Raw genomic sequence first — 26,212 nt, 5'->3', positions numbered from 1 at the left:
GCGCCTCTGCAGGGTGAGCGGCTCTGCAGGTCGTGAGCGGCTCTGCGGGCGTGCGCGGCTCTGCGGGCGTGCGCGTCCTTGCGGTGTCGGCGCCTCGTCCGCGGCACGCAGCTTCATCCGAGTCGCGCACCCGCGCTCGGCCGGCGCCCCGGGGATCGCCCATCGAGTGGTCACAGATCCTCGATCCCTCGCGAGGTTTCGAGGTTCTGTGACCGCTCGACGGTGATCGGCGTCCCGGAGTGCCGGTGGCCGGAGTGCCGGCGGTCGGCGCCGGGTCGGCTTTCCGACAGCACGGTGCACCGGGCTCCCAGCACAGTGCGCCCGGCAGGACCCGTGAATGATCGCAGGACCCGGAGAGATTCTCTCCGGGTCCTGCGCTTCGTGCGGGTCCGATGACCGCGGGGGCTCAGCTCAGCTGAACGCTCCGAAGTCGTAGTCCTCGAGCGGGATCGCCGCGCCCTCGCCGGTCAGGCTCGGGTAGAAGTCGCCGTAGGAGTTGTTGAACATCTCCTGCTTGGCCTCCTCGGTGGGCTCGACGACCATGTCGCGGAACTTGTGCATTCCGGTTCCGGCCGGGATGAGCTTACCGAGGATGACGTTCTCCTTGAGGCCGAGCAGCGGATCCGACTTGCCCTCGAGAGCGGCCTCGGTGAGCACGCGGGTGGTCTCCTGGAAGGAGGCCGCCGACAGCCACGACTCGGTCGCGAGCGAGGCCTTGGTGATGCCCATGAGCTCGTCGCGCGCCGAGGCGGGGGTGCCGCCCTCGGCGACGATCCGCCGGTTCTCCGCCTGGTACCGCCCGCGGTCCACGAGCTCGCCGGGGAGCAGCGTCGTGTCGCCGGACTCGATGACGGTGACACGCCGCAGCATCTGGCGCACGATGACCTCGATGTGCTTGTCGTGGATGCCCACGCCCTGCGAGCGGTACACCTTCTGCACCTCGTCGACGAGGAAACGCTCGGCCTCCCGGCGACCGCGGATGCGGAGCACCTGCTTGGGGTCGACAGCACCCTGGACGAGCTTCTCACCGGCGGTGATGTGCTGGCCGTCCTCGACGAGCAGCTGCGAGCGGCGGCCCACTGCGTGCTCGATCTCCTCGGCCCCGTCGTCGGGCACGATGATGACGTAGCGCGTCTTGCGCGAGTCGTCGATCTTGACCCGACCGGTGGCCTCGGCGATCGGCGCGAAGCCCTTGGGCGTGCGCGCCTCGAACAGCTCGGTCACACGCGGCAGACCCTGCGTGATGTCGCCCCCGCCGCCGGCGGCCACGCCGCCGGTGTGGAAGGTGCGCATCGTCAGCTGGGTGCCGGGCTCGCCGATCGACTGCGCGGCGACCGTGCCGATCGCCTCGCCGATGTCGACGAGCTGGCCGGTGGCCATCGAGCGTCCGTAGTGGACGGCCGAGATCTGCACGTCGGAGTCGGCGGTGAGCACGGAGTGCACCTTGATCTCACGGATGCCGTGGGCGACGAGGTTCTCGACGACCTCGACGGTGACATCGGTCTTCGCCGGGTACAGCACGGTGCCGTCGGAGTCGGTGATGTCGGACACCGTGAGGCGGCCGTGCAGGCTCGTCTCCGCGAACTCGTGGACCTCGAGCTCCCCGGTCGGCCCCTCCTGCGCGATCGGCAGGGTGAGGCCCTTCGTCGTGTCGGTGTCCTCGGTGCGCACGATGACGTCCTGGGACACGTCGACGAGGCGACGGGTGAGGTAGCCCGAGTCCGCCGTCCGCAGCGCGGTGTCGGCGAGTCCCTTGCGGGCTCCGTGGCTCGCGATGAAGTACTCGAGCACCGACAGGCCCTCGCGGTAGTTCGACTTGATCGGACGCGGGATGATCTCACCCTTGGGGTTCGTCACCAGGCCTCGCATACCCGCGAGCTGCCGGACCTGCGTCCAGTTGCCCGAGGCGCCGGACTCGACGAGGCGCAGCACGGAGTTGTTCTCCGGGAAGTTCTTCTGCATCGCATCATCGACCTCGTCGGTGGTCTCCGACCAGATCTTGACGAGCTCGTTGCGGCGCTCGTCGTCGGTCAGGGCACCGAAGTCGTACTGCTCCTGCACCTTGGCCGCGAGGTCCTCCGCCTTGGCGAGCATGCCCTCCTTGGCGTCCGGGGACACGATGTCGGACATCGCGACCGTCAGACCCGAGCGGGTGGCCCAGTAGAAGCCGGTGGACTTGAAGTTGTCGAGCGTCGCGGCGACCTCGACCTTGGGGTAGAAGTCGGCGAGCCGGTTGACGATCTTCGACAGCATCTTCTTGTCGACGGTGGCGTCGATGAAGCGGTAGTCCGCCGGCAGCGTCTCGTTGAACAGCGCACGGCCCAGCGTCGTCTCGACGACGGCCGGCGTGCCCGGCTCCCAGCCCTCGGGCATGGTCATCGACTCGTTCGGGACGATGTCGTCGATCCGCACGCGGATCTTCGCTCCGAGGTCGAGCTCGCCGCGGTCGAAGGCCATGATGGCCTCGGCGATCGAGGAGAACTCGCGTCCGGTGCCCTCGGCGCCCGACCGCTCGCTCGTCAGGTGGTAGATGCCGATGATCATGTCCTGGCTGGGCATGGTGACCGGCTTGCCGTCGGAGGGCTTGAGGATGTTGTTCGCCGACAGCATGAGCACGCGGGCCTCGGCCTGCGCCTCCGCGGACAGCGGCAGGTGCACGGCCATCTGGTCGCCGTCGAAGTCGGCGTTGAACGCCGAGCACACGAGCGGGTGGATCTGGATGGCCTTGCCCTCGACGAGCTGCGGCTCGAAGGCCTGGATGCCCAGGCGGTGCAGGGTCGGTGCGCGGTTGAGCAGCACCGGGTGCTCGGTGATCGCCTCTTCGAGGACGTCCCACACCTGCGGGTGCTGGCGCTCGACCATGCGCTTGGCGGACTTGATGTTCTGCGCGTGGTTGAGGTCGACGAGCCGCTTCATGACGAAGGGCTTGAACAGCTCGAGCGCCATCGTCTTGGGCAGACCGCACTGGTGGAGCTTGAGGGTCGGGCCGACGACGATGACCGAGCGGCCGGAGTAGTCGACGCGCTTGCCGAGCAGGTTCTGGCGGAACCGGCCCTGCTTGCCCTTGAGCATGTCCGACAGCGACTTGAGCGGGCGATTGCCCGGCCCGGTGACCGGCCGGCCGCGGCGGCCGTTGTCGAACAGCGAGTCGACGGCCTCCTGGAGCATCCGCTTCTCGTTGTTGACGATGATCTCCGGGGCGCCGAGGTCGAGCAGGCGCTTGAGGCGGTTGTTGCGGTTGATCACCCGGCGGTAGAGGTCGTTGAGGTCCGAGGTCGCGAACCGGCCGCCGTCGAGCTGCACCATCGGGCGGAGCTCCGGCGGGATCACCGGGATCGCGTCGAGGACCATGCCCTCAGGGGTGTTGTCGGTGGTGAGGAACGCGTTGACGACCTTGAGGCGCTTGAGCGCCCGGGTCTTGCGCTGTCCCTTGCCGGTCTTGATGAGCTCGCGCAGCGCATCCGACTCCGCCTCCAGGTCGAAGTCCTGGAGCCGCTTCTGGATCGCCTCGGCGCCCATCGCGCCGGAGAAGTAGATGCCGAAGCGCTCGACCATCTCGCGGTAGAGCGACTCGTCGCCCTCGAGGTCGGACACGGCGAGGTTCTTGAACCGGTCCCAGACCTTCTCGATGCGGTCGATGTCGCGCTCGGAGTGCTTGCGGAGGTTCGCCATCTCGCGCTCCGCCTGGTCGCGGAGCTTCTTCTTGGCCTGGGCGGTGCCTCCCTCGGCCTCGAGCGCGGCGAGGTCCTCCTCGAGCTTCCGGGCACGCCGGTCGATGTCGGCGTCGCGACGGTCGACGAGCTGCTTCTTCTCCACGTCGATCTGGTTCTGCAGGGTCGGCAGGTCCCGGTGCCGGGAGTCCTCGTCGACCCAGGTGATCATGTACGCGGCGAAGTAGATGATCTTCTCCAGATCCTTCGGCGCCAGGTCGAGCAGGTAGCCCAGGCGGGAGGGCACACCCTTGAAGTACCAGATGTGGGTGACCGGCGCGGCGAGCTCGATGTGGCCCATCCGCTCACGGCGGACCTTGGCCCGGGTGACCTCGACCCCGCAGCGCTCACAGATGATGCCCTTGAAGCGCACGCGCTTGTACTTGCCGCAGTAGCACTCCCAGTCGCGGGTCGGTCCGAAGATCTTCTCGCAGAACAGGCCGTCCTTCTCCGGCTTCAGGGTGCGGTAGTTGATGGTCTCGGGCTTCTTGACCTCGCCGTGCGACCAGCGGCGGATGTCGTCGGCAGTGGCCAGGCCGATCCGCAGCTCATCGAAGAAATTGACGTCAGGCACGTAAATCCTCTTTCTCGGTGACGATCGCGCACGATCGTCGGTTCGCGTTCGTAAGTATCAGACTTCTTCGACGGTGTTGGCTTCGTGACGGGACAGGTTGATGCCGAGCTCCTCGGCCGCGCGGAAGACCTCCTCGTCGGAGTCGCGCATCTCCACCTGCATGCCGTCCGAGGACAGGACCTCGATGTCGAGACACAGAGACTGCATTTCCTTGATGAGCACCTTGAAGGACTCCGGGATGCCCGGATCCGGCAGGTTCTCGCCCTTGACGATCGCCTCGTAGACCTTGACGCGGCCCGGGATGTCGTCGGACTTGATCGTCAGCAGCTCCTGCAGGGTGTACGCGGCGCCGTACGCCTCGAGCGCCCACACCTCCATCTCGCCGAATCGCTGACCGCCGAACTGCGCTTTGCCGCCCAGCGGCTGCTGGGTGATCATCGAGTACGGTCCGGTCGAGCGCGCGTGGATCTTGTCGTCGACGAGGTGGTGGAGCTTGAGGATGTACATGTAGCCCACCGACACCGGGTACGGGAACGGCTCGCCGGAGCGGCCGTCGTACAGCCGCGCCTTGCCCGAGCTGTCGATCAGCCGGTCGCCGTCGCGGTTGGGGTACGTCGAGTCGAGCAGTCCGCGCAGCTCCTCCTCGTGGGCGCCGTCGAACACCGGGGTGGCGACGTTCGTGCCCGGCTCCGCCTCGCGGGAGAAGTGGAAGTGCTTGAGCTCCTTGGCCCAGTCGGGGTTGCCCTCGATCTTCCAGCCCTGCTTGGCGACCCACCCGAGGTGGATCTCGAACACCTGTCCGATGTTCATCCGGCGCGGCACGCCGTGCGGGTTGAGGATGATGTCGATCGGGGTGCCGTCCTCGAGGAACGGCATGTCCTCGATCGGCAGGATCTTCGAGATCACACCCTTGTTGCCGTGGCGGCCGGCCATCTTGTCGCCGATGGTGATCTTGCGGCGCTGCGCCACGTAGACGCGCACCAGCTGGTTGACGCCGGGAGCGAGCTCGTCGTCGTCCTCGCGGTCGAACTCCTTGACCGCGATGACGGTGCCGGACTCGCCGTGGGGCACCTTGAGCGAGGTGTCGCGCACCTCGCGCGACTTCTCGCCGAAGATCGCACGGAGCAGGCGCTCCTCCGGGGTGAGCTCGGTCTCGCCCTTGGGGGTGACCTTGCCGACGAGGATGTCGCCGTCGGTGACCTCCGCGCCGATCCGGATGATGCCGCGCTCGTCGAGGTCAGCCAGCGCCTCCGGGGAGATGTTCGGGATGTCCCGGGTGATCTCCTCGGCGCCGAGCTTGGTGTCGCGCGCGTCGACCTCGTGCTCCTCGATGTGGATCGAGGACAGGACGTCCTCCTGCACCATGCGCTGGGACAGGATGATGGCGTCCTCGAAGTTGTGGCCCTCCCAGGACATGAACGCCACGAGGAGGTTCTTGCCGAGCGCCATCTCGCCGTTCTCGGTCGACGGGCCGTCGCCGATCACGGCGCCGACCTCGACGCGGTCGCCCTCGTCGACGAGGATGCGCTGGTTGTACGAGGTGCCGTGGTTCGAGCGGCGGAACTTCTCCGCCCGGTACGTGATGGTCGTGCCGTCGTCGTTGAGGACGGTGGCATAGTCGGCGCACACGTCGGTGACGACGCCGGCCTTGGTCGCGACCATGACGTCACCGGCGTCGACCGCGGCGCGGTACTCCATGCCGGTGCCGACGAGCGGGGCCTCGCTGCGGACGAGCGGCACCGCCTGGCGCTGCATGTTCGCACCCATGAGCGCGCGGTTGGCGTCGTCGTGCTCGAGGAACGGGATGAGCGCGGTCGCCACCGACACCATCTGGCGCGCGGAGACGTCCATGAAGTCGATCTCGTCGGCCGGGAGCAGCTCGGCCTCGCCGCCGCCGCCCTTGGGACGCGCGAGGACGTAGTCCTCGGCGAACTTCTGGTCGTCGGTGAGCGGGGCGTTCGCCTGGGCGATCGAGTACTCGAGCTCGTCGTCGGCCGTGAGGTACTCGGTGGCGTCGGTGACGACACCGTTCTCGACCTTGCGGTACGGCGTCTCGATGAAGCCGAACGGGTTGATCCGCGCGTACGAGGCGAGCGAGCCGATGAGGCCGATGTTCGGGCCCTCCGGGGTCTCGATCGGGCACATGCGGCCGTAGTGCGACGGGTGGACGTCACGGACCTCCATGCCGGCGCGGTCACGCGACAGGCCGCCGGGACCGAGCGCGGACAGGCGGCGCTTGTGCGTCAGCCCGGCCAGCGGGTTGTTCTGGTCCATGAACTGGCTGAGCTGGGAGGTCCCGAAGAACTCCTTGATCGCGGCCACGACGGGACGGATGTTGATGAGCGACTGCGGGGTGATCGCCTCGACGTCCTGCGTGGTCATGCGCTCGCGGACGACGCGCTCCATGCGGGACAGGCCGGTGCGCACCTGGTTCTCGATGAGCTCGCCGACCGCGCGGATGCGGCGGTTGCCGAAGTGGTCGATGTCGTCGAGCGCGACGCGCAGGTCGATCTCCTGGCCGTCGCGCACGCCGGGCATGGTGTCCGCACCGGCGTGGAGGGACACGATGTAGCGGATCGTCGCGACGATGTCCTCGGTGGTGAGGACGGAGTCGGAGAGCGGCCGGTCGATGCCGAGCTTCCGGTTGACCTTGTAGCGGCCGACCTTGGCGAGGTCGTAGCGCTTGGGGTTGAAGTAGAGGTTGTTGAGCAGCCCCTCGGCGGCCTCGACCGTCGCGGGCTCGGCCGGACGGAGCTTCTTGTAGATGTCGATGAGGGCTTCCTCGCGCGTGGACACGGTGTCCTTCGCGAGGGTCTCGCGGATCGACTCGAAGTCGCCGAACTCCTCGAGGATCTTCGACTCGGTCCAGCCCAGGGCCTTGAGCAGCACGGTGACCGACTGCTTGCGCTTGCGGTCGAGGCGGACGCCGACCTGGTCGCGCTTGTCGATCTCGAACTCGAGCCAGGCGCCGCGCGAGGGGATGATCTTCGCGGTGAAGATGTCCTTGTCGGAGGTCTTGTCCGGGGTCGACTCGAAGTAGGCGCCCGGGGACCGGACGAGCTGCGAGACGACGACGCGCTCGGTGCCGTTGATGACGAAGGTGCCCTGCTCGGTCATGAGCGGGAAATCACCCATGAAGACCGTCTGGCTCTTGATCTCACCGGTGTTGTTGTTCATGAACTCCGCGGTGACGAACAGCGGAGCGGAGTAGGTGATGTCCTTCTCCTTGCAGTCGTCGATCGAGTACTTGGGAGGCTCGAAGCGGTGCTCGCGGAACGACAGCGACATCGATCCGGAGAAGTCCTCGATCGGCGAGATCTCCTCGAAGATGTCCTCGAGACCGGCGGTCGTGGCGACGGAATCGTCCCCGCGCTCGGTGGCATCGATGACGCGGTCCTGCCACGCCTCGTTGCCGATCAGCCAGTCGAAGCTGTCGGTCTGCAGTCCGAGCAGATTGGGTACCTCGAGCGGCTCGTGGATCTTCGCGAAGGAGATGCGCTGGGGCGGGTTAGCGGTCCTGGTGTTTTCGTTGGCGGCGGCCAATGGGATCCTTCCGAGTGGGTCACCTGTTGAGTCCGGCTTCACCTGAGCCGGCGTCGAGGACCGCAGGGACCAGGTGTGACGTACACATCCGGGTTCCACGGTCTGCTCAAGCCGGGATTTCCGATGTGCCCACCGCTATATGAAGGCACCACGAAGGCGAAGCAACGCAAATATCTACTTTAGACCTGCAATGCCCGGAGCGCAAGTGCGGATGTGGTAGGCTCTCAATTTTTCCGTGCGATCCCGTCCCGGTCCTGGTCAGAGGCCCCGTGAGGACTGTTCCGGGACGACGGGTCACCTGCCGCCGCGCTGCCAGATGCCGGTCATCCCCAGGGTCCGGAAGCCGACGCGGTCGTTGATCGCGAGCATCGGCGCGTTCTCCGCGGCGTTCCACGTGTACACGCGCTCGACCTCCGGGGCGCTCGCGCGCAGGTGGCCGGCGTTGAGCCGCTTGATGAGCACCGCGTATCCGCGCCCGCGGGCCTCCGGCACCGTCACCGTGTACTCCTGGAACCCGAACTCGCGGCCGTCGCCGACGCGGAAGACGGTGACGCCCAGCGGCGCGCCGTCGTCCGCCCGCAGCAGCACCGTCCCGTAGGCCGTGATGCCGCGGGCCCGGTTGAGCCGATCCTCGTCGCGGACGCGCTCCGGGGTGTACACGACGGGCTCGAAGTCGGCCTCCCCCACCGGGATCGTCGCCTCGAACACGGTGAGGAGGTGGGTGAGCGCGTCGAGGAGGTGGGCGGGGGCATCGCCCACCCAGCTGTGCGCGCGGAGGCCGGCGGGCACCTCGGGCGCGGGGACGTCGCCCACGGGGAGGACGGCGAAGCGCTCGATCTGCACGAGGCGGAACCCGCGGGACTCGAGCCGGAGGACCGCCGGGTCGTCGGCGAACAGGGCGCCGTGGCCGGGCGCGAGGCGGCGCAGCGGCCGGGTGCCGTTCGGCCCGCGATCGGGGTCGAGGCGGGCTCCGCCGGGTTCGACACCGTCCCCGGGGCGGGCGCCGGGCGTCCCGAGTGCGGTTGCGGAGCAGTTGTCGTCCGGGTGGTCGGGGTGCTGCTCGTCGGCGTAGAGGACGGTGCGGCCGGCCGCCGCGACGACCGCGTCGACGTGGGACCACAGCAGATCGTCGACCGCGGCGGCGGTCTCCGGCACGAGGCCGGGGAGCACATCGACCGCGACGTCCGCGGAGTCGAGGTTGTCCCGGAGCGGGGCGACGACGATCGCGCAGCCGAGGCACGCGTCCCCGCCGACGGCGAGTGCGAGATCGCGCCGGTGGTGGGGGTCCGACTCCCAGCCCGCCCGGCGCTCGGCGGCGGTGGTGACGAGTTCGGGGAGGCCGATGCTCTCCATGAGCACTTCCTCCTCGAGCGCCTGCACGTGGTCGAGGAACTCGCCGAAGAGCTGCGGGTCGGCAGCGACGTCGACGGCCCGGACGAGGCGCAGGTCCGCCGGGCCGGCGTCGGTCGGCGGGGTCGAGGTCGGGGTCGAGGTCGAGGTCGGGGTCGGGGTCGGCGGCGTGGGGTCGTCCGACCCGGCGGGCCGGGTGCCGTCGTCCGGCGCGGTGGCCGGTGCCGGCCGGGCGTGGGCGAGCAGCGCGGCGGAGGCGGATGACGGGGATGCGCTCATGCTCCACTTCTACCACCGCCGACCGTGCGGAGCGATGCCCGGCGGGACCGTCGCCACGCAGGTGCGGTTCGCTGTGGACAACCGCGGGCGCGGCACCGGCGGCTGATAGGTTCGGGCTGACGGCGCGGTCGCACATCGCCGCGCCCTTCCCTGGACCGGAGGAGACATGGACACTGGGGCCGACCCCGGATACCTCATCGTGTGGCTGTGGATCTCCTGGGCCGTCGCCCTGCCGGTGCTCATCGCCGCGGGGATCGCCACCCTCATCAGCCTCGGCGCGGGCCGCGCAGCCGCCGGGTCGTCCCGGCCGCGGTCCGTCCGTGCGGCCGGTCGCCCCGGGGACCGCTCCGCCCGGCCCGGCACGATGCCTCCGCGCCCGCCCTGGGCGCCGCAGGCGGACGCGCCGGCCGCCGGTCCCCCGGCACCGCGCTCCCCTGCGCACCCCGGCACGCAGGGACCCGGGGACCGGTCCCCCGGCATGCAGGCACCCGGGATGCCGGCCCCTCGCGCGGGGGCTCCGGGGGCGGGCCGGCCCGCGGTGCCGTACGCCTCGGCCCCCGGCCATCCGATGCCCGGTCCTCCGGTGCCGGGTCGTCCGGTCACCGGCCCTCCGGCTCCTGGCCGTGCACCGCACGGTCGGCCGGTGCCTCCGCAGTCCGCACCCGGCGGTCCCGCACCCGGCCATCCGGCTGTCGGTCATCCGGCACCCGGTCATCCGCAGGGCGGCCGGCCTGCGGTCGGGGCCCGCACCGACCGGAGCGTGCTGTACCCCAACCTCCTCCTCGGCGTCGCCTGCCTCTTCGTCCTCGCGGCGGCGGTCGTGTTCGCCGGGATCAGCCAGTCGGCGGTGCTGCGGGCCGTGAGCATCTGGGCGGTCGCGCTCCTCGCCTACGGCGCCGGTCTGCTCCTCCACGGCCTGGCACCGCGCCTGCGTCCCATCGGCATCGCGCTCACCGGGCTCGGCCTCGCGCTCGTCCCGATCGCCGGCGGGCTGCTCGGCGGGTTGTCGCTGACGAGCCCGTCGCTGGCGTGGTTCATCTCCTCCGCCGTCGGGGTGCTCTGCTACGGCCTCGCGGCATTCCGCCTGCGCTCGGCGCTCGTCACCTGGTTCGGACTGCTCTTCGTCCTCTCCCTCGTGCTGTCGCTCATGGCGCTCACCCCCGCTCCGACGGTCTGGTACTTCTGTGCGCTCGTGCTCGCCGCGACGGCGTTCGCCGTCTCAGCCCGCCTGCTCACCGGACGGGTCGACCGCGCCTTCGTCCTGCCGCACCTCGTGCTCGGTGAGGTCGTCGCGCCGGTGGCGGTGGCCGCCTCGGTGTTCGTCGACCCGTTCCCGAGCGCGTGGGCGTGGTCCGCGCTGTTCGCCGTGCTCGGCGTCCACTACCTCGTCGGGGCGTGGTGCCTGGGCTCGGCGGTGCGCGGGCCGATCGCCCGCCTGGCGCTCTCGACCTCACTCATCTGGGCCGTCGGCGCGGCCATCGGCAGCCTCTGGCCGGAGCAGCCCCCGACGACCCAGGCGGGTGCCATGGTGCTCACCGCCCTGGCCCTGTCCGCCGGGTTCCTCGGCGAGGCGCTCCTCCACCGCCGTCGCACCGTCACCACCGGGTTCGTCCTCGGCGTCGCCGCCGGGCTCGGGTTCATCGCCACGCTCATCTCGCCGTTCTCCCTGGCCTCGCCGCTGGTGCGGCCGCTCGCCGGCGGCATGATCGCGCTCACCGTGGTCCTCGTGGTGCTGCTCGTCGTCAGCGCGCTCCGGTTCGATCTGCCGCCGGCGCGCGCCGGGGCGGTGGCGCTCGGCTGCACGCTGGGCCCCTGGACGGCCGCGGCGCTCGGGGTGGGCGATGCCGAGGTGTCCATCTCGAGCGGCGCGCCGTACCTCCTCCTCATGGTGGGTCTCGTCCTCGTGCTCGCCGCCGACGGCGCGGGCGCGGCGTGGATCACCTCGAAGCGCGGGCGGCGTCTGCTCCACCTGCGCCGCTCCGCCCCGCTGCTGTCGGCGGTGACGAGCGGCGCCCTGCTCGCCCCGGCGTTCGGCGCACCCGATGCCGGGCACCCGCTCATCGCTTTCGCCGGCTACCTCGTCCTGCTCCTGGCGCTGTGCGCCGCCGCCTGGGCGGTGCGCTCCGCGCTCCTCCTCACCGGCGCGATCCCGCTCGCCACCGCGGTCGCGATCACCGTGTCGTCGTCGTACGGGGCGGACGGTGTGCGCATCATCGCCCCGGTCCCGAACGACGTCGTGCGTCTGGGGCTCACCGTCGCGCTGCTCGGCGGAGTCGTCGTCGCGGAGGTCCTGCTGCTGCGCGCCGGACGCCGCTGGCGCGCCCGCTATGCCGGGATCATGGCCCTCGTCCTCGCCGGTGTCGTCGCGCTCGACGTCCTCGTCCCGATGTTCCCCGCTCCGGAGAGCGACCTCGCGCTCGGGGTGCTCGCCCTCGCCGCCGCCGGCGGGCTGCTCCTGCTCCATGCGGCGGTGGTCTTCGGGCACCGGATGCGGCCCCGCGCCCCGGGCACCGGGCGTGTGCGTCCGGGGCTCGGTTCGATCGCGCTGTGGGTGGGCCTCGGCGCGCTCACCGTGCTCACCGTGTACCGGGCCATCGAGGCGCCCACGCTGTTCGCCATCATCACCTGTGCGCTGCTCGCCGCCGCCGGAGTGCACGCGACCCTCGTGCACCGGAACCAGTGGCTGCTCCTCCCGGCGGCAGCGGCGACGGCGATCGCCGTCGCGAAGCTCTCCGGTCTGCTGTTCGACGACGGGGCGCTGCGCGCCGTCGTGTCCGCCTGGGTCGTGTGGGCGCTGTGGTACGGGTGCTACTGGGTGCTCACCTCGGGCGGGAAACCGGCGACGGCTCCGCTGGCTGTGGCGTTCGCGGCCGCGGTCGCCGCGATCGTCGCGACCCCGCTGCTCGACGTCGAGGTGCCCTGGCTCAATTCCGTCACCCAGCTCGCCGTCGGCATCTCGGTGACGATCCCGGCGCTCATGCTCGCCCTCCTCACCGCGCGCGTCGACGAGCGGACCGTCCGCCGGATCCTCCCCGAGTCCGCCTCGTTCATCGGCGCGCTCGGACTCATGATCGCCCTCCACGGCGTCGTGTCGACCGCCCTCGTCGTCGATCTCCACCTCCTCGCCGCGGTCGCCTGGCTCTGGGCGCGGCTCGCGGACCGGCGCGGCGACATCCCGCTCGGCGGCACCCTGCGTCGGGTGATCTCCGCGGCGGTCGTGAGCCTCGCGGGCGTGTATGCCGGGCTCGTCGACGGCGGCTGGTACACGGTGCTGTTCCTCGTCGACCATGTCGCGCTGCTCGTCTACGGTGCGGTCCGGTCGCGGGCCTGGGCGCTGTGGTGGGGTCTCGGCGCCTCGGTCGCGGCGATCGTGTGGTTCCTCCGGGACCTCGTCTGGCTCGCGCTCATCGTGCTCGCGCTCGTGCTCATCGGCGTCGTGGTGTGGCTCCTCCTCCGCAGGCCGCAGGGCCAGACCCGGGACGGACAGGTGCCGGTGCCGGTGCCGGGTGGCCCGGGCGGTCCGGGGGCGCCGGGGTACTCACGAGGTCCGGGGGCGCCGGGACCGGGAGTCCCGCCGGCAGGGATGGGAGTGCCGCCGGCAGGGCCGGGGCCGCGCCCTGGGCCTGGAGCCCCACACGCCGGGCCGGGGGTTCTGCGCCCCGGGCAGGGATCCCCGCAGGCAGGGCCTGGAATCCCCCACGCCGGGCCGGGACCGCGCAGCGCTTCGGAAGCGGCGGCACCGCATCCACCGGTTCCGCCGCACGGCCGACCCGGCGGCATGCCCGCAGCGACCCCGGGCAACCGTGCCCCGAACGGTCCGGCCCAGCCGCCGTACCCCGATTCCGGCGTACGCCCGGAGCAGTCGTATCCGTGGGGGCCTCCGGGATCGGCCGGTCGGCCCGATGAGCAGTGGTCGCCCCGTCCGCAGCCGTCGCAGCCACCCGGACCACCGAGCGACCCCGAGCCGCTGCGCAGCCCTGAATCGCCGCGCGGTCCCGTTCAGCCGTACCGCCCCGAGCCGCCGCGCAGACCCGGCCCACCGCCTCCACCCGGACCTCCCCCGCCGCGAAGGAGCCCCCATGACTGAGATCTACGTCTTCACCTCGGACCCGGTGCAGCTCAACGCCTACCTCGTCGTGGGCTCCGAGCGGGCACTCGTCGTCGACACCGGCGCGGGCCCGGCCCAGGCGGGCTCGATCCTCGCGGCCTTCCGGGCCCTCACCGATCTGCCGCTCACCGTGGTCAACACCCACGACCACTGGGACCACTTCTTCGGCAACGCCGCGTTCGCCGCGGCCGGGGTGACCGACTTCCTCGCCTCACCCGGATTCGTCCGCGACCACCGGGCCTCGGCGTGGATCCAGCTCGAGGCCGTCCCGCTCGAGCACGAGCCGGACCTGCCCACGCCGGAGGATCTCCTCGTCCCTGTCACCGCGATCGACACCGGCGAGACGCTGTCGCTGGGCGACTGCACGGTCGAGTTCCTCGCGCTCGGCGGGCACACCGAGTCCGACCTCGTGATCCTGTGCGAGGACGTCGCGCTCGTCGGGGATCTCCTCGAGGAGGGTGCGCCTCCGCAGTTCGGCGACGACGCGCTCCCGGCGCGGTGGGCCGCATCGCTCGAGACCCTCCTCGCGCTCCCGCAGCCGCAGGTGTTCGCGCCCGGGCACGGTCAGCCCGTCGACCGGGCGTTCCTCGCCGCCCAGCTCGGGGACATCGCAGCGGTGGCGGAGAGCGACTCCACGGCCGAGGTGCCCGCCCGTTCCGCTCCCCCGTTCGCCTGGGTGACGGCCGAGGAGTCACCGGACCTGCCGGAGGGCGTGCGCCGGCTGCGCTGACCCGGGGCGTCGGCGGCGCTGCCCCGAGGGGCGTCGGTTGCCCTGTCGAGCTCCGGCGTCAGGGCTCAGGGCTCAGGCTGATCCTCGTCGACGACCGCGCGGACCCGCGGCGCGTCCGGGACCGGCTCGTGACCCGGCTGGAACAGCGCTTCCCGGTCGAACAGCGCGAGCAGCCTCTCGGCCAGGGCACCGATGCTCCGGGAGGTCGAGTCGGACGCCCGGCACGTGCTGCTTCCGGTGATGTCGACCGTCCGCACTCCCCATTCCCATACGCCGAGCCTGAAGAAGCGGGTCCCCGCCGGTTGCGGGGATCGTCGGCAGTCCGCGTCGGCGGGCGATGCGTGGACGGTCGGCAGCAATTCCGCCGCGTGCTGCCAGTCGATGACGTCCAGCGTCCGATGCGCCTCGGCGTTGCACCGGCCTGCGGAATGGACGAGGACGCGCGCCGCGGTCTCGTCGGCCTCGAGCCGGTAGCTCCGGTGTCGGGCGGGGTCCGGCTCGGCATCGATGTATTCGATCCTGATGACGGCGTCGGCGGGGTCGATGTCCGGGGCGACTGCGGTCTCCGGGTCGGGTTCGACCGGGCGCACCGGGGCGACTGCGGACCGGCAGCAGTGGTGCAGCGTCATGGGCTCGGCGCTCCCGTCCCCGGTGGGATCGCGGACACGCTCGGGTCCGGCTCCTCGTCCGGGCGGAACACCGCCTGCTCGTCGAACAGTCCGCGCAGCGACGCAGCGACCTCCTCGATCACCGGATACGCCTGACCGTCGCGGTTGCAGGTGTTCCGGCCTTCGATCACGTGGAGGCGGTCGTCCCCGACCCACACCTCGAGCGTCGTCGACTTCGTCCCGGCCGGGACCGGATCGCCGCCGCAGGTCTGATCGCTGACCACTGCGCGCTCGGCGGCGGCGATCGCATCCGCCCAGACCTCGGCGTCCATCTGCTCGCGCGCCTGCCCGATGTGGGCCCCGTACGAGTCGACGGTGATGCTCGCGGCGCTCGGATCCGCGTCGAGCCGGTAGCTCCGGTGGTACCGGGGCGGCACCGAGGAGTCGCGGTGGATGATCCGCAGCGCGGTCTCCGCAGGATCGAGCGACGACGGGACCGGCTGCGGGGCGCCCGACTCCGTCGAGGAGTCGGCCGTGGGCTCCGGGGTGGGGCGTGGATCGGGGACGAATCCGCAGGCGCTCAGGCAGAGGACGGCGAGCACCATGATGCCGAGAGCGGGGGCGCCCCGGCGGGAGCCGCGCGAGACCGTGGCACCTCGGCGGGCCACGGCACCGCGGTGAGCGGGGGCACCCGCGGGGCCGGCGGCACCTCGGCGGCGGGAGATTCTGCGAGCACGGGATCGGTTCATACGACCACGGTAGGGCGTGCGGCGGTCCGGGATGTGGCGGACGCGTGCCGGTCCGGACACACCGGATCCCGGACGCACGGATCCGCGCACGGATCCCGCACGCACAAATCCATCGGCACTCCGGATTCTACCCGCACCGGGACCGTCGGAGCAGTCCCCGCGGCGCTGAGATCGCAGATTCTCGCGGAATCGCTCTCAGGAACCTACAAAAATTGAGGGGTGAATGCACGGGACCCCGCTGCCACGGGGGCAGCGGGGTCCGGTGCTGGATGCGCTCCGCTCACGGCCCGAACGCACGGGCCGCGGCGGACCGGATCACTTGAGGGAGACGGTGGCGCCGGCGGCCTCGAGGGCCTCCTTGGCCTTCTCCGCGGTCTCCTTGTTGACGCCCTCGAGGACGGCCTTGGGCGCGCCGTCGACGAGCTCCTTGGCCTCCTTGAGACCGAGCGAGGTCAGTCCGCGGACCTCCTTGATGACCGGGACCTTCTTCTCGCCGCCGGACTCGAGGATGACGTCGAACTCATCCTTCTCCTCGGCGGCGGCCTCGCCACCGGCACCGCCGGCAGCAGGGGCGGCGGCAGCGGCGACCGGAGCGGCGGCCTCGACCTCGAAGGTCTCTTCGAACAGCTTGACGAAGTCGGAGAGTTCGATCAGGGAGAGCTCTTTGAACGCTTCGATGAGCTCTTCGGGGGTGAGCTTAGCCATGGTGGCTATGTCCTTCCTTACATGGCTGACGATCGCAGCCGGGGTGGTTTACAGGGGTGAAACTCAGGCGTCCTCGGTCGCGGCGGCCTCGGAGCCGGCGTTCTTCTCGCGAAGAGCGTCGACGGTCCGGACGGTCTTGACCAGCGGGGCGGTGAACATGTAGGCGGCCTTGTAGAGGCTGCCCTTCATGGCACCTGCTGCCTTCGCAAGCAGCACCTCGCGGGATTCGAGGTCGGCGAGTTTCGTGATCTCGTCAGCGGTCAGCGGCTTCCCCTCGAGGTAGCCTGCCTTGATGACCAGCTGCGGATTCGCCTTGGCAAAGTCACGCAGCGCCTTCGCGGCCTCGGACGGTTCGCCGGTGATGAAGGCAATGGCGGAGGGTCCGTTGAGGAGTCCGTCGAATGCCTCGATGCCGGCTTCCTTGGCAGCGATAGCGGTGAGCGTATTCTTTACCACGGCGTAGCTTGCCGTCTCACCGAGTGCTACGCGCAGGTCTTTCATCTGCGCGACGGTGAGACCGCGGTACTCGGTCAGCACTGCAGCCGGGGAGTTCTCGAGCAACTGCTTGAGCTCCGCAACTGCCGCTGCCTTGTCAGGCCTCGCCATGGTATTCCTTTCGTACGGTGTCGGTGCCGAGAACACGAAAAAGCGCTCCGCGCAGAATGCACGGAACGCTGGGACTGCGGATGCGAGCATCCGGATCGTCGTTCTCATGACACCTGCGCTGGCCACTCGTTGCGAGTCTTCGCCCGCGGGCACGGTCATCCGATTCCGGATGAGGTGATTCCCACGGGGACCGACGGTCTTGGGCAGGCTCCATGCTAGTGCACCCGCCCCCGGACGCCAAATCCGCCCCCGGACGCCAAATCCGCGGCTGCACCGGGACCGCGCAGCAGTGCTGCAGCCGCCGCTCCACCCGGCGCCCCGAGGCACGGTGCAGCCGCACACCGCAACACCCGGTCCGTGCTCCCGGCCCGCACCCCGCCTGCGTCGACCTGCCGTGTGTGCTCGATCGATCCGTCGACCTGCCGGTTGTGCTCCATTCCGGGACTGGATCTCGAGCACAACCGGCAGGTCGACGGTGGGACCGAGCAGCAGCGGCAGGTGGGCGCGGGGTGTGCGGCGGCCGAGGCGGGATCCGCCGGGGCGGACCTGTAGCCTGGGGCGGTGGAGGAGATCGGTGCATGGGTGGCGGGCTTCGCCGGGACGCTCGCGGTGTACCCCATCGCCGCCGTCGTCAACGCGATCGCCGGCATCGTCCCGCCGGTCCCCTCGACGGCTCTGTTCGTGGGCCTCGGCGCGCTCAACGCCACGAGCGGGGAGCCGTCGTTCCTCGGGCTCGTGCTCGCGATGATCGCCGGCTCGATCGCCGGGGACCTCATCCTCTACGCTCTCGCCTCCCGCTTCGACTTCCGGCAGTGGCCGCTCCTGTCCTCGCCGCGCGCGCAGCGCCGGCTCGAGCGGATCGATGCGCGGATGGAGTCCGAATCGCTCCAAGTCCTCGTGATCTCCCGCTTCATCCCCCTCGGCCGGACCGCGGTGTCCCTCATCGCCGGCGCCGGGCGGATGTCGCTGCGCGACTTCACCGGCGCGCTGACCACGGCCTCGGTGGTGTGGGCGCTGTACTCCGTGGGCTTCGGCTGGCTCACCGCCCGCTGGATCCCGGTGCCGACGATCGTCGCGGTGATCATCGCGATCGTGCTGTCGATCGTGCTCGGGTTCGCGATCTCCCGCCTCGGCGACTGGTGGATCGAGCGCCGCGCAGAGGACTGAACCGCGCCGCACAGCCCACGCGCCGCACTGCCCGCGCGCCGTCACTCGAGCAGCCCGCCATCACTCCCGTGAATAGGCGACCGGCGGGGTGCGGAGGAATCCGCACCCCGCCGGTCGGCGGTGGTTCAGGCCTGCGTCAGGGGCGCAGGTCGTTGACGTCGACGGGCACGCCCGGACCGTTCGTGGTCGAGATCGTGGCCTTCGAGATGTAGCGGCCCTTCGAGGAGGACGGCTTGAGACGGAGCACCTCTTCGAGCGCGGCGTCGAAGTTGTCCTGCAGAGCCTGCTGGTCGAACGACGCCTTGCCGATGATGAAGTGGAGGTTCGAGTGCTTGTCCACCCGGAACTCGATCTTTCCGCCCTTGATGTCCTGGACGGCCTTGGCCACGTCCATGGTCACCGTGCCGGTCTTGGGGTTCGGCATGAGGCCGCGGGGACCGAGCACCTTGCCCAGGCGTCCGACCTTGCCCATCATGTCCGGGGTGGCGACGGCCGCGTCGAACGCGGTGAACCCGCCGGCCACCTTCTCGAGCAGGTCATCGGAGCCGACGTAATCGGCACCTGCTTCACGGGCAGCCTCTGCACGGTCGCCGGCGGCGAACACCAGGACCGTGGCGGTCTTGCCGGTGCCGTGCGGGAGGTTGACGGTGCCGCGCACCATCTGGTCCGCCTTGCGCGGGTCGACGCCCAGGCGGAACGCGACCTCGACGGTCGCGTCGAACTTCGACACCGAGGTGTCCTTGGCCAGGGCGATCGCCTGTGCCGGATCGTAGAACGTGTCTGCCGCGATCTTCTCCGCGGCGGCCCTGTAGGCCTTCGAGCGCTGTGCCATCTGCTTCTCTCCTTGCAGTCGTGGTCCGGGCCGCGCAGGCCCTGCCACTGGTGGGGTCCGATCCGAGAGGATCAGGCCTTGATGTCGGTGGTGATGCCCATCGAACGAGCGGTGCCCGCGATGATCTTCGAGGCGGCCTCGATGTCGTTGGCGTTGAGGTCGGGCATCTTGGTCTCGGCGATCTCGCGCACCTGGTCGGCGCTCAGGTGAGCGACCTTGTCGGTGTGCGGGGTGGCCGAACCGGACTTGACGCCCGCAGCCTTCTTGATGAGCTCTGCGGCCGGCGGGGTCTTGGTGATGAAGGTGAACGAGCGATCCTCGTACACCGTGATCTCCACCGGGACCACGTTCCCGCGCTGGTTCTCCGTCGCGGCGTTGTACGCCTTGCAGAACTCCATGATGTTGACGCCGTGCTGACCAAGCGCCGGGCCGATCGGAGGCGCCGGGTTGGCGGCACCTGCCTGGATCTGGAGCTTGATCAGACCGGTGACCTTCTTCTTGGGAGGCATGTTTCGGTCCTTTTCTGTTTCGTCGGCCCCGCAGCCGAGTGCTGCAGGGCAGGTGATCGCCGAAGCCGATGAGAAACGGCAATCAAACCACACCATTGTTCCACGGAACGCCCGCCGGCGCGAATCCGCGCCTCCGGGTCCGGGAACGCGGCAGGCGCCCGGACCGTGCCGAGCGCCTGCCGCGGTGAGCGATGAGGGGTGCTGATCAGATCTTGGCGACCTGCTCGAAGCCGAGCTCGACGGGCACGTCGCGCTCGAAGATCGAGAGCAGCACGGTGAGCTTCTGCGACTCGGGGCGGATCTCCTGCACAGTGGCGGGGTGGCCCTCGAAGGAGCCCTCCTTGACCATGACGGACTCGCCGACCTCGAACTCGACGGAGATCGGGGTGCCGGCCTGGGAACCGCCGCCGGCGCCCGCCTCGGCCTGGGCCTTCGCCTGCTGCTCCTCGAACACCGGGGCGAGCATGGAGAACACCTCGTCGAGGCGCAGCGGGACCGGGTCGTAGGCGTTGCCGACGAATCCGGTGACGCCCGGGGTGTGGCGCACCACGCCCCAGCTCTCGTCGGTGAGGTCCATGCGGACGAGCACGTAGCCGGGGATCCGGACGCGGCGGATCTGCTTGCGCTGGCCGTTCTTGATCTCCACGACGTCTTCCATGGGGACCTGGATCTCGAAGATGTGCGCCTCCATGTCGAGGCTGACGATCCGATTCTCGAGGTTGGCCTTCACGCGGTTCTCGTAGCCGGCGTAGGAGTGGATGACGTACCAGTCGCCCTCCTTCATCCGCAGCTCGGCCTTGAACTCCTCGGCCGGGTCGACCTCGTCCTCGGCCGGGGCATCCGCGCCCTCGGCCTCGGTGGAGTCGGCGGGCTGATCGCCGGCCTCGGTGGAGTCGGCTGCCTGCTCGTCGGCCTCAGCGGACTCGGCGGGTGCCTCGGCGGCTTCGTCGGCAGCCTGCTCGTCGGACTCCGCGGTCGGCTCCTCGGCGGCGGCTCCGGTGGACTCGGCACCCTCGGTCGCGGCGTCGTCAGGGGTCTGCGCGGGGTCGACCGTGCCGGTCGGCTCCTCGGCAGGGGTCTCCTGCGGCTCGACGGCTTCGACGTTCTCGGTTTCCGGGGTGTTGTCCGACACCAGTTCTCCTTGTGAATGAATGGTTGGCGTGCGCCAGGTCTGCGCGCTCAGCGCGCTGTTGCGATGCGGGGGCGGCTCACCAGAGCGGCCAGAGGGGGCTTCCTGCGAAGACGGTCCCGGCGAGCTTGCCGAAGATGAAATCGAGGGCCGTCACCAGCAGCATCATCACGACGACGAAGGCGAGCACCACGAGGGTGTAGTTGATGAGTTCTTTGCGGGTCGGGGTGACGACCTTCTTGAGCTCGGCCACGACCTCGCGAAAGAACTGGAGCAGGCCGCCGAACAGCCCGCGCTTCTTCTGGTCCGCGGAGCGCTCTCGCCGAGCCCCCGAGGCCTTTGCAGGTGTGTCTGCCACGCATCCTCACTCGGTCGTCGTTGAAATGGTCCTGTGCCGCCGAGCCGGATCGTCGAACCGACCGGCGAAGCCTGAGCAGGGGTGACAGGACTCGAACCTGCAACCTACGGTTTTGGAGACCGTTGCGCTACCAATTGCGCCACACCCCTTCGGCGTGGAGGGGCACCCGCGTGAAGCGGAGGGCCCACCGCCAAGGCACGAGCATACAGTCTCCGCCGCCTCGCCGTCGAACCGGGCCGGCACCCGGGGCCGAGGCGCCCGCCGGGAACCGGCATCCGGGCCGGTCACCGCCCATCGAGGTGGTCACCGGCCGCCGAGGTGGGCACCGGCTGCAGCGCCGCCCGCATGCACTGCCCCGGCGCGATCACTGCCCCGGCGCTGTCACTGCCCGTTCGCACCGTCCGGCGGCGCGTCCTGCACACTGACCTCCGCGTCCTCCGCCCCGTCCTGCTCTTCGTCCTCCTGCTCCGCCGGCGGCGCCCAGGGGCCGGGCGGGGGCACTGCCTCCCGGGCGGAGAACGTCACCCCGGCGTCCATGTCCACGGTGACGACCTGGAGGTCGAGCGGCGCCCCGGTGTCCGCGTCGAAGCGGATGACGGTGAGCTCGGCGGGCATCTTGAGCGGGCCGGGGGTGAGGGCGTCGGCGAGCGCCCCGCCGGTCGTCGAGCTCACGTACCTGATGCCGCGCGCGTAGGGCTCCGGGCCGACCTTCCGGTGCCAGTGGCCGCTGAGTGCGAACGGCGCGCACCCGGTCTCGAGCGCCGGCTGGGCGTGCCGGGGGTCGTGGATGAGGGTGATGTCGGCCTCGGTTTCGCACGCCTCGGTGGCCATCCGCGCGGAGAACTCCGCGGCGGTCTCCCCGGTCTCGAGCACAGGTTCCGAGACGCCGAACACCGTCCGGCGCGGATCCGACCCGCCGTGGATCCGCAGGCCGGCGACCTCGACGGTCCCGTTCTCCAGCACCGTCCAGCCCGTGCTCGCGGCGTGCCGGGCGGTGCCGAGGGAGTCGTGGTTGCCCTTGACGAGGACGCGCGGCAGCCGGTCGGGCAGCTGGTGGGTGAGCGCGTCGACGCAGTAGTTCTCCGCCGGCGTGCCCGTCATCGTGATGTCGCCGCCGTCGAGGTAGAGGTCCGCCCCGGTGCGCGCGACGACGTCCCCGACGATCCGGGCCATGCCGACGTTGCAGTGGAGGTCGGAGCCGAGCACCGCGGTGACGACCTCGCCGCTGTGTCCGCCGGTCCGCGGGTCCGGCGGCGGGACGAGCGCGGCGGCCGCCGACCAGCGGGCGTCGAACGGGCGCTCGGTCCAGGCGGTGTCGAGCGCGGCCAGCGCCTGGTCGTAGAACGCGTCGTTGTCCTCGATGAATCCGTCGACCAGCCCCACCGCCTCGTCGATCACCCCGGACAGCCGACCGGTGACCTCCGCCCCGGCCAGCGGGGTGCCGGCGAAGGCGGGGTTGGCGGTGATCGGCTGCGGGCGCTGGATCGGCACGAGGAGCACGGCGAGCAGGCACGCGAGCGCGGTGCCGGAGGCGAGTCCGATGGTGGTGCGGCGCCGCGAGCGCGGCGTGCTGCGGTCCGGCGGCCCGCGCATCACGACGACGACGCCGATGAGGGCGGCGAGCCCGAGCCCGGCCCCGGCCTCCCTGGCGAGGGCGTCGGCGGCGAGTCCCCGGGCGACGATCCGGAACTGCGCCTCGGGTGAGGAGAAGAACGTCGCGTATGCGGACACGTCCTCCCCGAGCGCGTCGAGGGTGGTGCCGCCGAGCGCGGACTCCGCCGGGATCTCGCCGACGTCGATGCGCGCGCCGAGGCCGAACGGGAGCAGCTCGGCCGCCGGCATCCGCACGCTGCCGAGCGCCCCGAGGTCGATCGTCACCGCGGCATCCGTGGTGAGCGAGTACTCGGCCATGTGCGGGCCGAAGTTCGCCTCGGTCCGGGCGGTGAGCACGGCCCACGGCGCGACGAGCAGCAGGCAGGCGAGGACGACCCCGAGGCCCGGCAGCACGCGGAACAGGGTGCGGGCGAGTGCGCGCGGCTCGTCGAATCGGTGCGTCCGCCGCCCCGGGCGCCCACCGGGAGGGGTCCGGGTGAGGAGAGGGCTCATGCGTCCAGGCTGCACCCGATGAGGTTGGGCTCCGGCTCCAGCGTGATCCCATACGCCTCGCGCACTCCGGCGCGGATGTGCCGGGCGAGCTCGAGGATGTCCGCGGCGCGGGCATCGCCGCGGTTGGTGAGGGCGAGCGTGTGCTTCTGCGACAGGGTGGACCGCTCCCCCAGCCCGAATCCGCGGCCGAACCCGGCCCGGTCGATGAGCCATGCCGCCGAGGTCTTGACCAGGCGCGGGTCGCGGGCGCCGGTCACCGGGTCGGTGACGGGGTACACGGGGGCCTCGGCGGGGAGTGCGGCGTCGGCGGGCAGGATCGGATTGGTGAAGAAGGAGCCGGCGGACCAGGTGTCGCGGTCGGCGTCGTCGAGCACCATGCCCTTGGAGGCGCGCAGCGCGAGGACCGCCTCGCGCACCTCGCGGGTGTCGACCTGCTCACCGAGGTCGACCTCGAGCGCGCGGGCGAGCTGCGTGTAGCGCACCGGGGCGGACAGCCGGGACACGCCGAGCCGGAAGGTCACGGCGAGCACGACGAACTGCACCGCCCCGGTGTTCGCCGCGGTGCGCTTGAGGCGCGAGGTGCGATAGCCGAACTCGAGGTCGGTGCGGTCGAGGCGCAGCTCGTCGCCGCTCATCCGGTCGAACACGACCACCGATTCGATCGACTCGGCGACCTCCGCCCCGTAGGCGCCGACGTTCTGCACCGGGGTGGCGCCGACGGTGCCGGGGATCCCGGAGAGCGCCTCGAGACCGGTGAGGCCGCGAGCGAGGGTGTCGGCGACGAACGCGTCCCAGTTCTCGCCCGCCTCGACGGTGAGGAGCCGTTCGTCGGGGGTGACCTCGTGCATCTGCACCCCGGTGGAGCGGATGAGACAGACGGGTCCGGAGAACCCCGCGTCGCCGATGAGGAGGTTCGAGCCGCCGGCGACGAACAGCACGTCCGGGCGCGGCCCGCCGGCCTGCAGCGGGTGGGCGGCGCAGAACTCGGCCAGCGCGCCCCGGGTGGGCGCCTCGGTGACGGTGTCGGCCGGCCCACCCACGCGGAAGGTCGTGAGCTCGGCGAGGTTCACGAGAGGCGGACCTTGACCTGGGTCCGGCCGAGCACCTTCGTGCCGCCGGAGGTCACCTCGACGTCGAGGCGGGCGATGCCGGCCTCGGTGTCGACGGCGCCGACGGAGGCCGTCATCTCGAGCGAGGTCGTCGGGGTGTCCGGCGCGCCGGATTCCGCATCGGGCACGACGACCGGGGAGGTGAACCGGGTGCGGTAGTCGACGATCGCGCCGGGGTCCACCGCCCATTCGGCGATCCGGGAGATCACCGAGCCCATGGTGAGCATGCCGTGGGCGATGACGTTCTCGAGGCCCACCTCGCGGGCGAAACGCTCGTTCCAGTGGATGTGGTTGTAGTCGCCCGAGGCCCCGGCGTAGCGGACGAGGTCCGCGCGGGACAGCGGGATGCTCGCGGTGACGACGGTGCGCCCGACCTGGAGGTCGGCGAGCTTGGGGGCGATGTCGGACGGCGCGGGGCGGTACTCCTCGCGCGGGACTCCGGTGGGCTGGTCGCTCATGCGTCCTCTCCTCTCACGACGATGGTCGAGACCACGGTGGCGACGGGTTCGTCGCCGTCCGCGGTGGTGAGCTCGGTGCGGGTGGTGATCATCGCGTGGCCGCCGGCCTCGCGGATGCCGTCGACGTGGCAGGTCGCCGCGAGCACGTCCCCGGCGACGATCGGACGGGTGTAGGTGAACTGCTCCGAGCCGTGGACCACCCGGGCGAAGTCGATGCCGGCGTCGGGCCGGGTGATGTAGAGAGCCTCGGTGCGCTGGGCGGGGATCACCGCGAAGGTGGGCGGGGCGACGACGTCGGAGTAGCCGAACTGGGCCGCGGACTCCGGATCGAAGTGGGACCGGCTGTTCGCACCGGTGGCGCGGGCGAACTGGGCGATCGCCTCGCGGGTGACCTCGAACGGCTGCGCGAGCGGATAGCTCGAGCCCTGCAGCTCCGTGTTCACTGCCATGCTGCTCCTTCTGGTGGTCTGGCCCGCCGGAGCGGGCGCTCGGCGCCCGGACCCGGCGGTCTCGGTCCTGGCAGTCTATCGGCGGACGGCCCCCGCCTTCATGTCGGACGGGTCCGGGATGGTGCGAGCCGCGTCACTCCGCGGCGCCGCAGCTCGGCGTGGAGTCCGATCAGCCGGAGCGGCGCGGGCCCACCTGCATGATCGCGACGGCGTAGTCGGCGAGGTCGGCGGCGGCGGACTCCGGGCTCACCGGTCCGCTCGGGTCGTACCACTGGGCGAGCGAGGTGCACATGTTCGCCACGACGCGGCTGGCGATCTTGAGGTCGGGGACGGTGAACACGCCCGTCTCCACCCCGGCCGCGGCCTCCTCGTCGATGATGTGCTGGACGGAGCGGCGCAGCTCGGCGATGCGGGTGCGGTGCGGCTCCTCGACGCTGCGCATCTCGCTCGCCCCGATGAACGCCTTGCTCCGCGCGGTCGCGTGGTAGTAGGCGAGCGCCTCGACGACGGCGGCGAAGCGCTCCTCCGGCGGGCGGTCGGCGACCTTGGCGCGCACGCCCTCGACGCCCTCGATGAGGTTCGCCATCGTGGTGTCGAGGATCGCGACGAGCATCTGCTGCTTGCTCTCGTAGTAGTGGTAGACGCCGGCGACGCTCACCCCGGCCTCCTGCGCGATCTGGCGCATCGAGGTGCCGTGGTAGCCCCAGCGGTTGAAGCAGGTGATGGCCGCCTCGAGCACCTTTGGCAGCGTGTGGTCGTGCCGGCTGTCGGTGCGGGACCCGCCCGCGGTGGGGACCGCGGAGCCGGACACGAGGGCGTCGAGCTCGATGTCGAGGGCGGCGGCGATGTCGGTGAGCCGGTCGACGGTGATCGAGACCTTGTCGCGCTCGATGAGGGACAGCGTCGCCGGGCTCACGCCGATCCGCGTGCTCACCTGTTCGAGGGTCAGGCCGGCGGAGTTGCGGGCCGCGCGGACGCGCCGTCCGAGCTCGCCGCTCTCCGCCGGTGCCGCAGTGTCTTTAGTCATGCTAAAAACCCTAACACTCGTGTGCCGCTCTCACTCCCCGCAGCTTCACAAAAACTCGCACCCCGCATAGTCTGGGGGCCCGTTCGAGTTAGCGCTCGTTCGGATC

19 protein-coding genes and 1 tRNA gene are annotated in these 26,212 nt (G+C 70.8%); 3 read left to right on the top strand and 17 right to left on the bottom strand.

Annotated features, from left to right (window positions below; genetic code table 11):
* Positions 1-411: 411 nt before the first annotated feature.
* The 3 genes from MTQ12_RS08800 to MTQ12_RS08790 form a co-directional block, all read right to left on the bottom strand.
* Positions 412-4,284: a DNA-directed RNA polymerase subunit beta' gene (locus MTQ12_RS08800; protein ID WP_247618308.1), complete on the bottom strand. Its 3,873-nt coding sequence runs from the start codon at positions 4,282-4,284 to the stop codon at positions 412-414.
* Between the two features lie 57 nt (positions 4,285-4,341).
* Positions 4,342-7,827 carry a DNA-directed RNA polymerase subunit beta gene (rpoB, locus tag MTQ12_RS08795; RefSeq protein ID WP_247618307.1) on the bottom strand — a complete coding sequence of 1,162 codons (3,486 nt, stop codon included), beginning with the start codon at positions 7,825-7,827 and terminating at the stop codon, positions 4,342-4,344.
* A 294-nt stretch (positions 7,828-8,121) separates the two neighbouring features.
* Complete coding sequence (locus tag MTQ12_RS08790) at positions 8,122-9,456, bottom strand: hypothetical protein (RefSeq protein WP_247618306.1); 1,335 nt, start codon at positions 9,454-9,456, stop codon at positions 8,122-8,124.
* A gap of 166 nt (positions 9,457-9,622) precedes the next feature.
* On the opposite strand from MTQ12_RS08790, the gene MTQ12_RS08785 reads away from it, so the two are divergent.
* Both MTQ12_RS08785 and MTQ12_RS08780 read left to right on the top strand, forming a co-directional pair.
* Positions 9,623-13,543, top strand: a complete 3,921-nt coding sequence (locus MTQ12_RS08785) for a hypothetical protein (protein WP_247618366.1) — start codon at positions 9,623-9,625, stop codon at positions 13,541-13,543.
* Entirely contained in the window at positions 13,536-14,294 is a 759-nt protein-coding gene (locus tag MTQ12_RS08780) for an MBL fold metallo-hydrolase (protein WP_247618305.1), read from the top strand. Before MTQ12_RS08785 ends, MTQ12_RS08780 begins: the two co-directional genes overlap by 8 nt.
* 65 nt (positions 14,295-14,359) lie before the next feature.
* On the opposite strand, the gene MTQ12_RS08775 is transcribed toward MTQ12_RS08780, so the two are convergent.
* The 4 genes from MTQ12_RS08775 to rplJ form a co-directional block, all read right to left on the bottom strand.
* Positions 14,360-14,923, bottom strand: a complete 564-nt coding sequence (locus MTQ12_RS08775) for a hypothetical protein (protein WP_247618304.1) — start codon at positions 14,921-14,923, stop codon at positions 14,360-14,362.
* Entirely contained in the window at positions 14,920-15,651 is a 732-nt protein-coding gene (locus tag MTQ12_RS08770; protein ID WP_247618303.1) for a hypothetical protein, read from the bottom strand. Before MTQ12_RS08770 ends, MTQ12_RS08775 begins: the two co-directional genes overlap by 4 nt.
* Positions 15,652-15,966: 315 nt before the next feature.
* Positions 15,967-16,356, bottom strand: coding sequence for a 50S ribosomal protein L7/L12 (gene rplL, locus MTQ12_RS08765; protein WP_247618302.1), 390 nt, complete (start codon positions 16,354-16,356; stop codon positions 15,967-15,969).
* Positions 16,357-16,419: 63 nt separating this feature from the next.
* Positions 16,420-16,962, bottom strand: a complete 543-nt coding sequence (rplJ, locus tag MTQ12_RS08760; protein ID WP_137320282.1) for a 50S ribosomal protein L10 — start codon at positions 16,960-16,962, stop codon at positions 16,420-16,422.
* Positions 16,963-17,523: 561 nt separating this feature from the next.
* Between rplJ and MTQ12_RS08755 the strand changes: the two genes are divergently transcribed.
* A complete protein-coding gene (locus MTQ12_RS08755) occupies positions 17,524-18,129 on the top strand; it encodes a VTT domain-containing protein (RefSeq protein ID WP_247618301.1) in 606 nt (201 codons plus the stop codon).
* Positions 18,130-18,265: 136 nt separating this feature from the next.
* Here MTQ12_RS08755 and rplA read toward each other — a convergent pair whose 3' ends face one another.
* From rplA to MTQ12_RS08705, 10 genes are all read right to left on the bottom strand, one after another.
* Positions 18,266-18,961 carry a 50S ribosomal protein L1 gene (gene rplA / locus MTQ12_RS08750; protein WP_247618300.1) on the bottom strand — a complete coding sequence of 232 codons (696 nt, stop codon included), beginning with the start codon at positions 18,959-18,961 and terminating at the stop codon, positions 18,266-18,268.
* A 71-nt stretch (positions 18,962-19,032) separates the two neighbouring features.
* On the bottom strand, positions 19,033-19,470 hold the full coding sequence (gene rplK / locus MTQ12_RS08745) for a 50S ribosomal protein L11 (protein WP_137317993.1): 438 nt from the start codon (positions 19,468-19,470) through the stop codon (positions 19,033-19,035).
* Positions 19,471-19,675: 205 nt separating this feature from the next.
* A complete protein-coding gene (gene nusG / locus MTQ12_RS08740) occupies positions 19,676-20,602 on the bottom strand; it encodes a transcription termination/antitermination protein NusG (RefSeq protein WP_247618299.1) in 927 nt (308 codons plus the stop codon).
* A 76-nt stretch (positions 20,603-20,678) separates the two neighbouring features.
* A complete protein-coding gene (secE, locus tag MTQ12_RS08735; RefSeq protein ID WP_247618298.1) occupies positions 20,679-20,957 on the bottom strand; it encodes a preprotein translocase subunit SecE in 279 nt (92 codons plus the stop codon).
* Between the two features lie 76 nt (positions 20,958-21,033).
* Positions 21,034-21,106: transfer RNA gene (locus tag MTQ12_RS08730), tRNA-Trp, on the bottom strand.
* A gap of 232 nt (positions 21,107-21,338) precedes the next feature.
* On the bottom strand, positions 21,339-23,063 hold the full coding sequence (locus tag MTQ12_RS08725; RefSeq protein ID WP_247618297.1) for a metallophosphoesterase: 1,725 nt from the start codon (positions 23,061-23,063) through the stop codon (positions 21,339-21,341).
* A complete protein-coding gene (locus tag MTQ12_RS08720) occupies positions 23,060-24,133 on the bottom strand; it encodes a UDP-N-acetylmuramate dehydrogenase (RefSeq protein WP_247618296.1) in 1,074 nt (357 codons plus the stop codon). Before MTQ12_RS08720 ends, MTQ12_RS08725 begins: the two co-directional genes overlap by 4 nt.
* Complete coding sequence (locus MTQ12_RS08715; protein WP_247618295.1) at positions 24,130-24,630, bottom strand: MaoC/PaaZ C-terminal domain-containing protein; 501 nt, start codon at positions 24,628-24,630, stop codon at positions 24,130-24,132. The genes MTQ12_RS08720 and MTQ12_RS08715 overlap by 4 nt, the downstream gene beginning before the upstream one ends.
* Positions 24,627-25,079 carry a MaoC family dehydratase N-terminal domain-containing protein gene (locus MTQ12_RS08710; protein WP_137317998.1) on the bottom strand — a complete coding sequence of 151 codons (453 nt, stop codon included), beginning with the start codon at positions 25,077-25,079 and terminating at the stop codon, positions 24,627-24,629. Before MTQ12_RS08710 ends, MTQ12_RS08715 begins: the two co-directional genes overlap by 4 nt.
* Before the next feature lie 169 nt (positions 25,080-25,248).
* Complete coding sequence (locus tag MTQ12_RS08705; protein WP_137317999.1) at positions 25,249-26,106, bottom strand: TetR family transcriptional regulator; 858 nt, start codon at positions 26,104-26,106, stop codon at positions 25,249-25,251.
* Positions 26,107-26,212 lie beyond the last annotated feature (106 nt).

Origin of the sequence: Brevibacterium sp. R8603A2 (assembly GCF_023072605.1) — a bacterium.
Taxonomy (GTDB): Bacteria; Actinomycetota; Actinomycetes; order Actinomycetales; family Brevibacteriaceae; genus Brevibacterium; species Brevibacterium pityocampae.
The sequence above is the reverse complement of the archived record's forward strand: the minus strand, read 5'-3'. Positions and strand labels throughout refer to the sequence as shown.

Excerpts from the sequence above, each read along its gene's own strand:
- MTQ12_RS08780 (WP_247618305.1), top strand. The coding sequence starts at position 13,536 with ATGACTGAGATCTACGTCTTCACCTCGGACCCGGTGCAGCTCAACGCC.
- MTQ12_RS08775 (WP_247618304.1), bottom strand. The coding sequence starts at position 14,923 with ATGACGCTGCACCACTGCTGCCGGTCCGCAGTCGCCCCGGTGCGCCCG.
- rplJ (WP_137320282.1), bottom strand. The coding sequence starts at position 16,962 with ATGGCGAGGCCTGACAAGGCAGCGGCAGTTGCGGAGCTCAAGCAGTTG.
- MTQ12_RS08790 (WP_247618306.1), bottom strand. The coding sequence starts at position 9,456 with ATGAGCGCATCCCCGTCATCCGCCTCCGCCGCGCTGCTCGCCCACGCC.
- rplK (WP_137317993.1), bottom strand. The coding sequence starts at position 19,470 with ATGCCTCCCAAGAAGAAGGTCACCGGTCTGATCAAGCTCCAGATCCAG.
- MTQ12_RS08770 (WP_247618303.1), bottom strand. The coding sequence starts at position 15,651 with ATGAACCGATCCCGTGCTCGCAGAATCTCCCGCCGCCGAGGTGCCGCC.
- MTQ12_RS08705 (WP_137317999.1), bottom strand. The coding sequence starts at position 26,106 with ATGACTAAAGACACTGCGGCACCGGCGGAGAGCGGCGAGCTCGGACGG.
- MTQ12_RS08710 (WP_137317998.1), bottom strand. The coding sequence starts at position 25,079 with ATGGCAGTGAACACGGAGCTGCAGGGCTCGAGCTATCCGCTCGCGCAG.
- rplL (WP_247618302.1), bottom strand. The coding sequence starts at position 16,356 with ATGGCTAAGCTCACCCCCGAAGAGCTCATCGAAGCGTTCAAAGAGCTC.
- rplA (WP_247618300.1), bottom strand. The coding sequence starts at position 18,961 with ATGGCACAGCGCTCGAAGGCCTACAGGGCCGCCGCGGAGAAGATCGCG.
- MTQ12_RS08785 (WP_247618366.1), top strand. The coding sequence starts at position 9,623 with ATGGACACTGGGGCCGACCCCGGATACCTCATCGTGTGGCTGTGGATC.
- MTQ12_RS08715 (WP_247618295.1), bottom strand. The coding sequence starts at position 24,630 with ATGAGCGACCAGCCCACCGGAGTCCCGCGCGAGGAGTACCGCCCCGCG.
- MTQ12_RS08725 (WP_247618297.1), bottom strand. The coding sequence starts at position 23,063 with ATGAGCCCTCTCCTCACCCGGACCCCTCCCGGTGGGCGCCCGGGGCGG.